Origin of the sequence: Aeoliella straminimaris (genome assembly GCF_024054565.1) — a bacterium.
Taxonomy (GTDB): Bacteria; Planctomycetota; Planctomycetia; order Pirellulales; family Lacipirellulaceae; genus Aeoliella; species Aeoliella straminimaris.
Genome location: NZ_JAMXLR010000051.1, coordinates 112,049 through 125,238, shown reverse-complemented (window position 1 = coordinate 125,238; position 13,190 = coordinate 112,049). Strand labels below are relative to the sequence as shown.

At 59.3% G+C, this 13,190-nt stretch carries 10 protein-coding genes; 8 read left to right on the top strand and 2 right to left on the bottom strand.

All coding sequences use genetic code 11. The annotated features are described in order from the left end of the window. Positions 1–382: 382 nt before the first annotated feature. From NG895_RS14265 to NG895_RS14235, 8 genes are all read left to right on the top strand, one after another. Positions 383–1,045 carry a DUF998 domain-containing protein gene (locus tag NG895_RS14265; protein WP_252853184.1) on the top strand — a complete coding sequence of 221 codons (663 nt, stop codon included), beginning with the start codon at positions 383–385 and terminating at the stop codon, positions 1,043–1,045. A 454-nt stretch (positions 1,046–1,499) separates the two neighbouring features. Continuing rightward, on the top strand, positions 1,500–2,420 hold the full coding sequence (locus tag NG895_RS14260) for a HipA domain-containing protein (protein WP_252853183.1): 921 nt from the start codon (positions 1,500–1,502) through the stop codon (positions 2,418–2,420). Beyond that, positions 2,417–3,172: an HIRAN domain-containing protein gene (locus NG895_RS30900; RefSeq protein WP_425267232.1), complete on the top strand. Its 756-nt coding sequence runs from the start codon at positions 2,417–2,419 to the stop codon at positions 3,170–3,172. Before NG895_RS14260 ends, NG895_RS30900 begins: the two co-directional genes overlap by 4 nt. A gap of 302 nt (positions 3,173–3,474) precedes the next feature. Next, complete coding sequence (locus NG895_RS14255) at positions 3,475–3,696, top strand: hypothetical protein (protein WP_252853182.1); 222 nt, start codon at positions 3,475–3,477, stop codon at positions 3,694–3,696. A 631-nt stretch (positions 3,697–4,327) separates the two neighbouring features. Beyond that, positions 4,328–4,525: a cold-shock protein gene (locus tag NG895_RS14250; protein ID WP_252853181.1), complete on the top strand. Its 198-nt coding sequence runs from the start codon at positions 4,328–4,330 to the stop codon at positions 4,523–4,525. 503 nt (positions 4,526–5,028) lie between these two features. Beyond that, entirely contained in the window at positions 5,029–5,868 is an 840-nt protein-coding gene (locus NG895_RS14245) for a PEP-CTERM sorting domain-containing protein (protein ID WP_252853180.1), read from the top strand. 182 nt (positions 5,869–6,050) lie between these two features. Beyond that, positions 6,051–7,037 carry a PEP-CTERM sorting domain-containing protein gene (locus NG895_RS14240; RefSeq protein WP_252853179.1) on the top strand — a complete coding sequence of 329 codons (987 nt, stop codon included), beginning with the start codon at positions 6,051–6,053 and terminating at the stop codon, positions 7,035–7,037. A gap of 754 nt (positions 7,038–7,791) precedes the next feature. Beyond that, positions 7,792–10,449 (top strand): secretin N-terminal domain-containing protein, encoded by a 2,658-nt coding sequence (locus tag NG895_RS14235; protein ID WP_252853178.1) that lies wholly within the window; start codon positions 7,792–7,794, stop codon positions 10,447–10,449. 13 nt (positions 10,450–10,462) lie between these two features. Here the strand turns inward: NG895_RS14235 and NG895_RS14230 are convergent, their stop codons facing one another. Together NG895_RS14230 and NG895_RS14225 are read right to left on the bottom strand one after the other, a co-directional pair. Next, on the bottom strand, positions 10,463–10,933 hold the full coding sequence (locus NG895_RS14230; protein WP_252853177.1) for an NUDIX hydrolase: 471 nt from the start codon (positions 10,931–10,933) through the stop codon (positions 10,463–10,465). A 51-nt stretch (positions 10,934–10,984) separates the two neighbouring features. Further along, on the bottom strand, positions 10,985–11,440 hold the full coding sequence (locus NG895_RS14225) for a DUF4339 domain-containing protein (protein ID WP_252853176.1): 456 nt from the start codon (positions 11,438–11,440) through the stop codon (positions 10,985–10,987). Between the last annotated feature and the right edge of the window lie 1,750 nt (positions 11,441–13,190).

Sequence of the window (13,190 nt, the reverse complement as noted above, 5' to 3'; positions counted from 1 at the left end):
ATCCCGCGCCCCCTGGCCAATTGCTCAACGAATCGAGCTCGGGTGAGGCCAGCTGCGTCAGGGGTGGAAACGACTCAGTGTCCGCCAAATCACTCCCCGCGCGCAGGGCGGTCCCGGACCGGTCGTTGAATGCAACCCGCGCGCCAAACTGTCCAATTGGCGTAAGTGCTTTTAAGTAGGCAACTTACCGCCACCGACAAAAAAGCCCCGACTGTCAGTTTGACCGGACCGGGGGGGCAGCAGCCACGAGTTCGGGGCCGCGGAGATGTCAAATTGGCAGATTTCCCCAGCCGGTCCTACGCCTACACTTGCTGGGTCCAGCCACTATTGCCACGTCGAGCTGCTTTTGGCGCTTGGCGTTCTTCCCACCCGGCACAACACCATGAAACTCCCCGGATCCAAACAGCCCAGGCTCTCACGGCCGCTCTGGACCAGCCTGTTTGGCTGGGTGGCCGTGCTGGGCTCGGTGGTGGTGCTACTGTCCGACTTCGTCGGCTGTGTTGTGGTCGAGGACCACAACCCGATCAGCGAAACGATCAGCAAGCTGGCTGTCGGCGAGTATGGTTGGGTGCAGGACGTGGGGCTCGACGTGTTTGCCGCCGGCGTAATAGCGACCGCCATCGGGCTATTGGTCTGGCAGTGGGGCGGCATCCGCTGGCGGATCGGTGTGGTCGCCCTGGTGCTGACCGCGATTACCGTCTTGGTGATCGCCGAGTACGACGAGTACAAGGGCTTCGATGGTTTCGGCGTCGATATCCACCTGGCGTGCGTCTACATTCTGTACGTCGTGGTGGCCGTGGCCGCTGTGACGCTGGGCCTCGAACTACGCCCCGTGGGCCGCGGCTACCGCACGGCGAGTTTCGTGTTCGCGGCGGTGTGGCTGGTGGGCTCGCCGATTTTCATGTTCGCCGCCCCCACGTCGATCGACGGCGCCATCGAACGCTTTCTCGCGGTCTGCCTGGTGGCGTGGATTTCGATGCTGGCTTGGTTGTTGATCAGGAAGGGTCAGCGGCGACCGGGGGAGTGGGGGGAGGGGGAAGCGTGATTACTCGACCGAAGGCACCCCGCCCGCCAAACCGGTACTTTGGCGTAAGTGGCCGAAAAGTAGGAACTTACCACCACCGAAGAAGAATGCGCCGCTTGCTGGGCTGATGCTCCGCGGGGGCGAGGGGTGCCGTCTTGGCAGGGGGTAGCGAACTGAAGCCGCAGTTGATTGTCTGGTATCTTTGACCGATACTTACAGTAGCTGGCGAACGAAACTCGGCTCCATGCCGTGTGGGCTTCTTCGGAGGCCCCAATATTCGCCTGCTATTCTCTGAGAAGAGGAGCAGCCAAGAAGTTTGGGGGAGTGCGCAATCGACAGAGATAGGAATTTGCTGCGGTTTGATCGCTGCATTGTTATGATTATAGAGAACCGCGTGCGTACAATCGGTTTCTACGCCGCCTTTAGGAAGACCATCGGGTGCCCAATTCGCCAGTAACCTATCGGATGTTGAAGTTTGGGCGAATATCCAACCACCCGTGTCGATCGAAGTCGCCGCGACCAGTTGGAGTCGCTGGGCAGCAAGCCGAAATTTTGGTTTCGGGATGGACAAAAACGCCTGCTTTTTAAGGCGGACGATCGGGGCACTGGTGAGGACTGGGCTGAAGTTATTGCCTGCGAGCTATGCAAGCTCATCGGAATGCCGCATGTTCACTACGATTTGGCAACGGAGTACGATGGAGAGAAACCGGTACTGCCTGGTGTGATTTGCGAGAACATGGCACCACCACCAAGGTCGCTGGTTCTGGGCAACCAGATGCTTTTATCGCTCGATCCCTCATATCCATCCGAGCAACGATGGAAAGTGAGCCAACACACGATTAAGGCGGTGGAGAGTGCACTATCCCACCTTCAGCCCGTCGATGACAGCTGGGCGGTCAATCAACCCTTAGAGGTGGAATCCGCATTGGATTCGTTTTGCGGCTACGTTCTTCTCGACGCGTGGATAGCCAATCAAGACAGGCATCACGAGAATTGGGGCGCGATCGTTGGGCCTCTCTACCGATTAGCTCCCACGTTCGACCATGGTGCTGCACTTGCTAGAAACATTTTAGACGATGAGCGGCGTGAGCGACTGTCAACCAAAGACCGCAATCGAACTATTGCTTCATTCGTAAAACGCGGTCGGTCAGCATTTTATAGTTCTGGGGCTGATAAGAAGCCTCTGTCCACGATTGATGCAGCTCGGTCGTTCGCAGCGTTAGCACCTAGGGCAGCTCAGGCTTGGGTGCATCGAATGTTGGCTGTATCCCAAGAAGAACTGTGGAATATTATTGCTCGAGTGCCCAAGTCCAGATTGTCTGAAATCGGCCAGGAATTCACGCTTGGACTTCTCATTGAGAATCAGAAACGTTTAGAGGGAGCGTTAAATCCATGAAGGCTCTTTTTGTTGCTTGGCGTCCTGAAAAAGCGAGCAGTGGTTGGAGGCCCGTTGGGCGTTTGATCCACAGCGATGGACTATATCGGTTCTGTTACACTCGTGGCGCTCAACGAGAAGAGTTCCAGCCATTTGCCGGAATGAAGGACCTTGATCAGGTTTATGAGTCTGAAAGCCTGTTTCCCATCTTCGCCAATCGACTACTGCCAGCATCGCGGCCCGAATACGAAGAGTACTTGCGCTGGAGTGGTTTCGATCCTTCGCAACCGCCCGAGCCGATTGTGGTGCTTGGTGTTACTGAGGGTATCCGCAAAACTGACGCCGTAGAAGTTTTTCCATGTCCTACCCCGGATAGTGAAGGATGTTATCTAAACCGATTCTTCCTGCATGGGATTCGGTGGATGGATCATTCAGCGGTAGAGCGATTAGAGACTTTAAGGACCGGGGACCGGTTATACATGATGCTAGATGTCCAAAATCCGTCGGATCGAAACGCTGTTGCAGTTCGCACGGAACACTCGAGTGCGATGATAGGATATGTTCCACGCTATCTTGCTCGTGATGTGAAGTCCCTTTTCGGGAAATGCGATACCGACATAGTTAACCTGGAGGTGGAACGGGTTAACTTGGAGGCTCCTACCCAGAATCGCCTTCTCTGTCGAATGCGGGCGTGTTGGCCGGTCGACTTTCGACCCTGCGAAGGCGAGGAGTTTCTACCGATTCCAGACGGGGTACCCGCTCGCTGCGGATGAATGTTACTCGCGTTCAACCGAACGCAGTCATATTGAGTTGTAGGCTCACTTTCCACACTCATTGCGTGGGGAATGGACGTCTGCCCATTGTCCTTTACGTAGGATTACCCAAAACGTCTTTTGCTCGGGTGTACTTTGTTGATCCTCTTCAGTGCATCATCGGTTCTCATTTGCTTCGGTGAGTTCCAGCCGAACTTTTTGACGAACCCCGAGGAGTTTTTCCGGTCCTAGGTGATAGAGTGACCGCGAAACTCTGTAAATCGTGGTTTGTGAATTGTGCTATTGCTCTAGGAGATAACCAGATGAGTACGCAGATTCAATCGCAAGTGGTAGGTGTCTTGACCGACCTTGGATTTGAGCCAGCACCACCAGAACCAGATCAACAACCTGTGGTGGGCGGTCTGTACAGGCTGGTCGCCAGCGAAAAGGCCTCAAGATTCCTAAATCCGGTCTTGGCCGGTACAGCTGAGATCGTCGTTGACAGTGGAGGTACTATCGAAGTTCAAGAAAGACCTACCACATAATCAAATAATAAAGCGAGATGGAGGACTTGCTCATGTGTGCCAATAATCTAGAACTACCCCGAATACGTTACCCAGCACTCCTCTCCCCACACCGCTTCCAACCTCCCCCAAACCACTGCTGGCCGAAGTCCCTCGGGCGGCACAGTGGAGCACCCTGCGCAACGCAAACTCCCACCTCATGCCAAACCCCGACAACCCAGCACCGCCACCCTTGCTTGGTGAGTCAACCTGTCGGCGGTGGGGGCTGCTTGGGCACTCGCACTCTCGCGGCTGGCAGGACCAGCCACGCTGCGTGCTGCCCTCCTGTTTTCAAACCGGAGCGTGGGCGGACGGGGGCGCACTCCGGTTCCGGTGGCCTTTTGCTCGCTCTTTCGTAGATATCCCACCGCCCGGGGGGGCGGCATCCTGGAATTGCTGGAAATTCTGCCAGGCCCGCTGGTGCGCCGATTTGTCTTGTTTTGCCGACTCGAACGGGTCGGGCACTGGCGGTTTTAGGCCTTTTGTCACCAAATCCAAAGTTTGTGGCTATTTTAATTGCCCGGGCATGGTAGTCTTATCGCGTGGCGCGACCGTTCTGTTTTGGTAAGTTTGGGTCGGCGTCACTTTTTTTCTTTTTGAGGTTTTGAGAGTAATGGCCGAAGGCACAATCAAGCGTTTGACGGACAAGGGTTTTGGATTCATCGACACGGGAACCGGACAGGACATGTTCTTCCACTCGTCTAATGTCGAAGGAACCAGCTTTGACCAGTTGCGCGAAGGCGAGCAGGTAACGTACGTTGAAGGTCAGGGTCCCAAGGGTCCCCGCGCCGAGCAGGTACGCCCTGTCTGATCGCCCACCGATCAAGAAGTAGTAAAGAAAGCCGGCGAGCAATCGCCGGCTTTTTTTATGCGCTGATGTGTAAACAAACCGCGGTCGAATCCGCGTATTCGTATGATCGATTGAGGGGAGAGAGGTAGGCGGTAAGCAGTAGGCGGGAGGTTTGAGCGGGGGCTCGCGGGGCTCGACCCCAGGCACCCTTCCGCGGTACTCGTCATTCCACCTTCCTCCTTCCGCCTTCGTCCCTCCAAACTCCCCGACCCCCGACCCCAAGATCCTTTCCCCTCCGTAGAAGCGCGGCAAAACTGCCAAGAATCCGCCGTCGAGAAACCGGCGAGCAGTGCCTTCCGCGCAAGCGGCCGTCGATCTTCCGCAACTGCCCGATTTGCTGCCCCTGGGCGTGCTGCTTGTCGCTTTCCCTTATGATTCGCGAGTGCCGTCGGGCTGCAGCGTTATGGGAGCCATGGAACTGGGCTACTCGCGACCACCATTCTCTTCAGGCAAAGGGCATCGCGATGAAATCTGTGAAGTGCTATTCGACCCTTACTACTACGGGCGCCGCACTGCTTGTTACGCTGGCCGCCTCCACCCCCGGGAACAACGCCGCCCGGGCGGGGCAACTGTACGGGGTCGACAACTTTACCCAGGAGTTGGTGACCGTCGATCCGACCACGGCTGCGACGGCTTCCGTCGGTCCGCTCGGCATCGGCGGGTTGGCGATCGAAGCGCTCGCGTACGACTACAACGGCGGCGCGCTGTTCGCCGTGGATAACAACGCGAACAACCTGCTCAAGATCGACCCCACGACCGGCGCAGCGGGGGTGGTGGGGCCACTAGGCTATGACTTCGTATTCGGTTTGACGTTCGATCCCACCAGCGGCAGCTTGCTGGGCGTGGATGCCAATACCGACGAACTGCTACGCATCGACATCGACACCGGCGCGGCCGCCGCTATCGGGCCGACCGGCTTCACGTTCATGGGCGGACTGTCGGCCGACCCGCTGACCGGCACCATCTACGGCGTGTCGTACGGCAGCGACGAACTGATCGAGCTGAACCCGGCCACCGGCGCGGGGACGTCGATCGGCTCGACCGGCCTCGGCAGTTTTCAGGCCGTGGCGTACGTGCCGGAGCTCGATTCGCTGTTTGGCGTCGATCCGGAGGTCGGCCCCGACGCCCTGTACCGCATCGACCCGGCCACCGGCGGCGAATCGCTAGTGGGCCCGCTGGGTCTGACGTCCGTGTCGTCGCTCACCTACGCACCGACCACCGTACCCGAGCCAAGCTCGGTAGTGCTGGCGATGATTGGATTGGCGGGCGCGGTGTGCTTAAGTCGCCGCCGCGCTAGTAATTAGAAAACACGATGGCATGCTGAAGTACAGTTCCGCGGGTTGAGGGCAGCAAGGGAGGCAAACCTGCAGATTGTCTGATTACAGGGCGCCTTGACCGCGCTGTTCGGCGCGTCTGGCGGTTAGGCTCGACTCCACGACACTTGTCTCTTGCCTTTTCAACTTCCAGATCGTGGAGTAAGCAGCTAATGCGTTTGTACGTTATGGCGTCCTTCCTCTCTGTCCTGACAACTCCACTCGCGGCTACGGGGGCCCTGACCGTCTACGAAGGTTTCAGCGAATACGCCGATGGTGATGCGATTCTCAACGTCTCGGGCGGCACCGGTTTCGTCAACACGTGGCAGCCTGGTAATACGCTGTTAGGGGGTGCTGGCGTTCCTTCCTCCGACTCCGTTCAACTGGTGCCTTCGAGCCTCGCCTACACCGATACGGATGGCTCGCGGTTGCAGACCGCGGGCGGCAGCCTGTTTCTTACCGGGCAATACGGCAGTACCAAGATCGCCCGCACGTACGATCAATCGGCACTTCCACACCCCGCACCGCCGCAACTGGGCGAGTCGACCTACATCTCGTTTCTCGCGCGTCGCAGCGGCGCGGCTGCCGACCCCAACGATCCGATCTATGGCGGCAATTATCCGTGGGGCGACAATCTGTATCCCCGTGTGGCAGGGGTCAACATGTACAGCAACGACAACGGCGATCAGGTGCCGCTGCTGATTGGCAACCTGTCGAATGTCGATCAGGATGTGTGGCGACTGTCGGGCCAGGACCTCGATGATCAGTCGAATGCTCCGATCATCGACCAGCCGTTCGGCGAGGGCAGTAACACATACCTGGTGGTGTTTCGCATCGACCACGCGGCGGGCGATGGCGACGGAGATCAGATCCATATGTATCTCGATCCGCTTCTCGAGTCGGAAGGGCAGAACACCCCTTCGCTGGTCGCCAACTGGGAAAAGGACGACGACCCGCTGTACCTGCCCGGCGACTGGCTGGCCGTGCAAGTGGGCGACGACAGCGGCAATCGCCCTTACTCGGAATTCACGTTCGACGAGTATCGAATCGGTAGCACTTGGGAGGACGTGACTCCGTTTACGGCTATCCCCGAACCAACGTCGCTGATGTTGCTGGGGCTCAGCGGCCTGGCGGTGGTGGTTTGCCACCGGCGAAATTGAAAGCAACCTGCGTGGTCCATTTTCATGGGAATCTGCCAATTGGGGCGAACACGCAGGGGGGAGAGTCGGATGGCGTCTTTGGCGGAACCATGGAGGGAACGCAAGTATCAGGCCGCAACCGAAGGCGGCGATGCGATCAAGTGAAAGACTGATTGAAGTACTTCGGCGGGCGTTCCGCGAGCGCCGGAGGAACGTCCTCGGCTCCTGTGGCGACCATCGGCCCCGACCTTCTGCTCCGATATGCCGTCGCGCGACGCAAGACGAATTCGGATGTGGCGGGAGGCCACGATGGGGATGAAAGCTCTGCAGACGACATGCTAAGTTCCCATGTTTGGGAAGATCTCAATTTTGAAATGCCTGGGCGTTCTGCACTCTGGAAGAGCGGGCGTCTCTAGTACACGAGTGTTTGCCGATGGGGATCTAGGGGCACTCTCACAGTTGTCCCAGCTTGGGTGACTGCTCCAGTTTGAACAGCTTGCCGTGAAGCTTCGACTTTTCTCAGTCGTTAATCGCCCGTAAACCAGCCCTCCGTCTCTACAAACCGGGCGTCTCTTGTCGCTCCAAGGAGAAATTGGTCAAGCGCGGCCGATCGTGCTACAATCCGGGAAGCATAGAGCCTTTGCTTGCGGGCTGCCGCTGCGGACCGCAATCAACCAATATCCCACCTTTGTTGATACAAGTGCGGCAAGGGCTCAACTCGCTACGGCTGCGGCCGGTGGCGTTAGTCAGACTCTCAAAAAACGGCGGGTGTTCCATGGATCGCATGTTTATTGCGCGGCTGAGTATCTTTACCGCGAGTGGGTTGATAGCCTTTTGCTCGTTGGGTGCCCAAGTTGCCAGGGCTCAAGAGGAGGTTCCGGCAAACGATCCGCCCCAACCGGCCAGCAGCGAAGCCGCGGCCGAGTCGTCCATCGGCGACCAGCAGCTGTTGCAGTTCAGCTTTGCCGAAGCATCCTGGCCGATGGTGCTGCAGTGGATTGCGGAGAAGGCCGAGCTCTCTCTCGACCTAGCCGACGAGCCCGAGGGTACATTCAACTATATCGACGACAAGCGGTACACGGTGACCGAGGCGATCGACGTGATGAACGGCTACCTGCTGCCGCGGGGGTACGTATTGCTGCGTCGCGATCAGTTCCTGGTGGCGATGAAGACCGACAATCCGATGCTGCCCAACCTGATTCCGACAGTTCCCGCTTCGCAGCTCGAACGGTTCGGCAATAACGAACTGCTGCGGATCGTGGTACAGGTGGACGGATTCACGCCGGAGCAAGTGGCCAGCCAGGTGACCCAGATCCTGGGGCCCAAGGGCGTGGCCTCGCCGCTCGATTCGTCGGGCGCTCTTGTGCTGCAAGGCTTCGGCAAGAGTTTGCGGGAAGCGGTCCAACTGCTGGCCGATGCCAAAGCGCCGCCGGCCGACGACGAGTTGATCTTCCGGTCGTTCACCCTGCGGCACATCCCCGCCATGGATGCGGAGCGACAGATACAAAATCTCTTCGGCTTGGGCACCAATCCCTTTCAGGCTTCCATGCAGCGCCGGGCCGCCTGGCGGGAGCGGCGAGAACGGGGGGGCGACCGTGAGGGGAACGAAAACCGTCCCGCGGGGCCGGCGCCGCTGGTCGACAACATCGCCATGAATATGAAGGTGTCGTCGCTTCGCCAAACCAATAGCCTGTTGGTAACCGCCACGCCGGCGGCCATCGAGCTGGTGGAGAACATCCTGCAAACCATCGATGTCCAGCCAAGCGGCGAGCGGGCCGGGCAGTTCACCAGCAACGTGCCGGAACTCCGCGTGTACAAGGTCGAGAACTCGGAGGAAGACGACGTTGCCGAAACAGTCGACTCGGTCATGCCGGGTGTCGTGATCAACGAGGATGGTCGCCATAACGCGATTCACGTCCTGGCGACTCCCGCCGAGCATGCGCAGGTGGAGCAGTTGATCGAGATTATCGACTCGGGAGGCGTTGGTGATGGTATGGAGGTCATTCCGCTCACGCAGTCCGATCCGCTGGCGATGTGCGATATGCTCAACTCGTTGTTCAAGAACGAGGACCGCGACGATCGGCCGGTCATCATGCCCGGGTTCCAGAATCGTTCGCTGATGGTCCGCGCCACATCGTCGCAGATGGCCGAAATTCGCAAGGCACTCGCCTCGTTCAACGAGGGGGGTGGTATGGATGGCGTTTCGGGCGACGGCGGTCGGTTCCGTCGCCTGCCACTGGGCGGCAGACGCGACGCGGAGCAGATCGCCCGCACCGTGAAGAACATGCTCGATACCAATCGCCAGTTCGATAATCGAATCCGCGTGGTGGTGCCCGACGATCGCGCCGACACCGAGGCGCCAGAGCGGTCCAGCAACGAATTGCGACGTGTGCCGCTAGACGAGGAAGACAACCAGGCGAATCGCGCGACCACCGACCACACGCTGCTGGCGGCCTTCGAAGAGCAGGCCAGCATTGGCGAGTCGGCCGATGCTGACAGCACTGGCGAAGCCCAGGCGGCAGCGGAAGCGCCGGCTGAAGAATCCCCAGCAGCCAACCGGAACAGCAAGCGCTTGCCACGAGTCACGATCGAGGTCCGGGGCAGCGAGTTGTTCGTCTATTCCAACGATGCGGTGGCCCTCGACAAGGTGGAGCAAACCGTTCGCGACCTGGTCCGCCAGATGCCCACCCGCACGCAGTGGACCGTGTTCTTCCTCCGCGCCGCGCCGGCCGATACCGTCGCGCAGACGTTGGTCGATCTGCTGCAAAGCGACGCCAATGCCAATGCGGTGATCGGAGCGGGACCCGACTACAACTACAACGGGCTGGTCGATCAAACCATCCGCATCGTTCCCGATCTACGGACCAACTCGCTGTTCATCAGCGGGTCGGACGAACAGATCGAGCGGGCCGAAAAGTTCCTCGAGTTCCTCGACACCAACGATCTGCCCGGATCGCTCCGCGATCGAGAGCCGCGTTCCATTCCGGTGAAGTACGCGGACGTGAACGACGTCGCCCAGATGGTTCGCGAGCTCTACAAGGACTACATGGTCGATCCGCTGACCGCGGTCAGTGGTGGAGACGATCGCCGGAACCGGGAAAGCCAGGCCCGCGTGGCCGAGGTGCTGGCCAACCAGGCACAGCGGTCGGGACTGCGTCCCTCGGGCATCCAGCTCACCCTGTCAGTGGACGAAGCCTCGAGCACGTTGTTGGTCTCCTGCAACGACACCCTGTTCGAGCAGATTCGCCAACTGGTCCGCCAACGCGACGAGGCCGCCGAGGATTCGCAGCCGGTAACCCAGGTGTTGCGGGTGCATCCTTCGTCGGCCGAGCAGATTCGGTCGGTGCTCAGTGGCTTGAGTACCGAGCCGATCGACGAACAATCGTCCCGAGACCGTCGACGCGAGCGCGAACGTTACGAACGCCGCAGGTAAAAGCGGGCCGTCGTCAGGCTGTCCGCACCATTTCCTCGAGTCGCTCCAAGAGGGGCACCTGCGAGGCTTTGATCTTCACTCGCGCCACGGCGAGAGGGAACCACTCTGCGCGGTCCATTTCGGGGAACTCTTGCAGCTTGCCCGACTTAGGGGGCCATTCCATCGAGAACAGGTTGCTGTGGCACTGGCCCTGGTCGCAGTCGCCTTCCAGTGCCCAGGCGTGGACCACTTTGCCACCTTTTTGTGTGATCGACCCCAACGGCAGGTATCGGTCGGCGGTGGGCACCACGCCGGTCTCTTCCTGGAACTCTCGCCGCGCGGTGGTCAGCAGGTCGTCCTCACCGGGGTCGGGCTCCCCCTTGGGGACGGTCCAAGCGCCGTCGTCCTTCTTGGCAAAGTACGGCCCGCCGGGGTGCGCGAGGAGCACCTCAACCGCGCCATTTAACTGGCGGTACATCAACAGTCCGGCGGCAATTCGGGGCATGACGCGATGCTGGGTGAAACGGGGCGGCTCCGGTGCTTGCTATTCGGTAACTTACCCCTCGGCAAACACGAGCCCCTCGATGTCGCTGGCCTGGCACCACTTGGGCGAGGTCGACGACCAGACGCGGCTTTTGGGTTTCAGCAGTCCCTGGCGGCCGTGGGCGACGAGTTGCTCGAACTCGAGCGGCCCCACTTTGCCTTCGTCGGAGATGTAGTGCCAGGTGACGGCCGCAGGTTCGCTCGGCATCGCTTTGTGCGTGGCGGAGGATTGCTGGCTTTCGAGCGCTTGCTTCACCTCGGGCGGCAGGCTGGCCATGATGATGGTCGACGCACCGGGATCCTCGAACAAACCTTTTACGCGACTGGCCTGAACCCAGCGGCCATCGGGACCTTTGCGGACCGCGTCGTCCGGAGTGATTTGATGGCTACGCGCCATCTCCAGCAATTGCCTGGAGCTATACGGCCCCATCTCGCTTCCCATCAGCCGACAATACCATTGGCTTGCCATGGAATTTCCCGTGCGAAGAGCGTTGTAGATAAGAGTCGCGCCGCGAACGGCGCACTTCCAATTGTACCCGAACCCGACCGGCGATTGCGAGACGAATCTGCCGCCAATTGCCCCGCGAAGTCGGGGGCTCGAGCAGTCGCCGGCGCGCGAGTCGTTTGCAGAGCGGCGTCTGCGCTCCTCTGCCACGTTGCGCAACCTGTTGCACGGCTGGTGGTTACGATAGTCGCCGCCCCCGGGCAGCAGAACCCGAGCGAGGTGATGCCGATTAGCGCAGGGGGCCGCGGTACTATGTGCAGGTTTGTTGCTTCGCGCGGGTGCAACTGCTGGCTTGTCGAGCCTTGCCTTTTTCGAACCCTTCGCGAGTCACACAATTTTCTACTAGTTCGCCAGCTTGCAGAGGACCAGCAGTGCTCTGTGGGAAGCCTCAGTAGCTCGTAAATGGGTTCTCCAACAAACCAATCCGGTCGCACGGCCGATAACCTCGCCGGTCGTTCGTCCTGCTCCTGTCCGTCGGCAGCATACCAGCAAATGGACGTGCTCTGGCATTTAAACAAAGGCTGCCAGACGCCAGTGGTGAGTTACACGCCCAACCTTAAGCACACTGCTGGTCAAGTGACATCGTGGCGGCCTATGTTTGGCCCAACTAGCTGCTCCGACTCACTCAATGGTTCCACACTCGACAAGCCAGCAGTGGCACCCGAAATGTACCGGCGGGCAGTGCCACGCCGGCCGGTACGGTCACTTAGCAAGTGGCCAATTCACTATTATCAAGTTAACAAAGGTACCAAGCTGCATTGCCCCGAATAATGCAAAAATAATTCCAAGGAAAGTCACAACTCGGTTTTCTCCTTTCCATCTGGCACCAAAGCTAAGAATTAGCCCTGGGATCGCGAGTCCAGAAAGAACACAAACCAAGAAGAGACGTAAGTATCCCGCAGGAATCAAGGAGGCAATGAAGAAAGCTGACGCACTTGTTGCTGATAACCAGAACCCCATCACAGCGACACGTGAGGGTGGCCCAGCTCTTGCGTTTGCACCCGTTTCTGCCGAGCCTGCTCGGTAAGGGTTGTCATCCCTGCTGTTTTGCTGCATGTCAAACTCATCGGACGGGTGACACCGACCTACGTCACTTTGCTGTGTGCCACGGACTCTGCCCGTGTATGCCCAATGTACTCGATATGCATTCGAGCAAAACGACCAATCGAAGGTTTCAACGACCCTGATTGCCGGACTCGTTTTCAAGGTGCTCGCAGGGCAGGGCCGGGTGGCAAAATCTCGGCTGTATGAAAGTTGCTGTAGTTCTTCCGTCGTGGTGTGATCTAATGAAGGTGCCGCGCGTGCTGCAGCGTGCATGGGGTGAAGATGCGCTAGCCGCTGGTGAGTAGGTGAGTAGGTGAGTAGGTGAGTAGGTGAGTAGGTGAGTAGGTGAGGCTGGGGGGCTGGAGGGCTGAGGAGTTTTGGGCCCGCGCTGCGAGTTTTGGGCCCCCCGCCGCAAGGTTGGGGAACAACTCCTGGGGGTTTGTCCCACCGGGTGGTCGGCTGGGACTGGAAAACAAGGGATTTTGCCACTTGGGGGGTGACCAAAACCCCCGGAGTTTTGGGCCCATGGATGCGAGTGGGGGAGGTTGGCCCATAACTCCGCGCGCGATGGATGCACCCGTTCGCAGGGGAGATGCAATCGCTGCCGCCGGACGCCTGCCCGCACAAGGGTGGAATCGGCGACCAAAGCCGACCTTTGGGTCCACGTTAC

Excerpts from the sequence above, each read along its gene's own strand:
- NG895_RS14265 (WP_252853184.1), top strand. The coding sequence starts at position 383 with ATGAAACTCCCCGGATCCAAACAGCCCAGGCTCTCACGGCCGCTCTGG.
- NG895_RS30900 (WP_425267232.1), top strand. The coding sequence starts at position 2,417 with ATGAAGGCTCTTTTTGTTGCTTGGCGTCCTGAAAAAGCGAGCAGTGGT.
- NG895_RS14255 (WP_252853182.1), top strand. The coding sequence starts at position 3,475 with ATGAGTACGCAGATTCAATCGCAAGTGGTAGGTGTCTTGACCGACCTT.
- NG895_RS14250 (WP_252853181.1), top strand. The coding sequence starts at position 4,328 with ATGGCCGAAGGCACAATCAAGCGTTTGACGGACAAGGGTTTTGGATTC.
- NG895_RS14245 (WP_252853180.1), top strand. The coding sequence starts at position 5,029 with ATGAAATCTGTGAAGTGCTATTCGACCCTTACTACTACGGGCGCCGCA.
- NG895_RS14240 (WP_252853179.1), top strand. The coding sequence starts at position 6,051 with ATGCGTTTGTACGTTATGGCGTCCTTCCTCTCTGTCCTGACAACTCCA.
- NG895_RS14235 (WP_252853178.1), top strand. The coding sequence starts at position 7,792 with ATGGATCGCATGTTTATTGCGCGGCTGAGTATCTTTACCGCGAGTGGG.
- NG895_RS14230 (WP_252853177.1), bottom strand. The coding sequence starts at position 10,933 with ATGCCCCGAATTGCCGCCGGACTGTTGATGTACCGCCAGTTAAATGGC.
- NG895_RS14225 (WP_252853176.1), bottom strand. The coding sequence starts at position 11,440 with ATGGCAAGCCAATGGTATTGTCGGCTGATGGGAAGCGAGATGGGGCCG.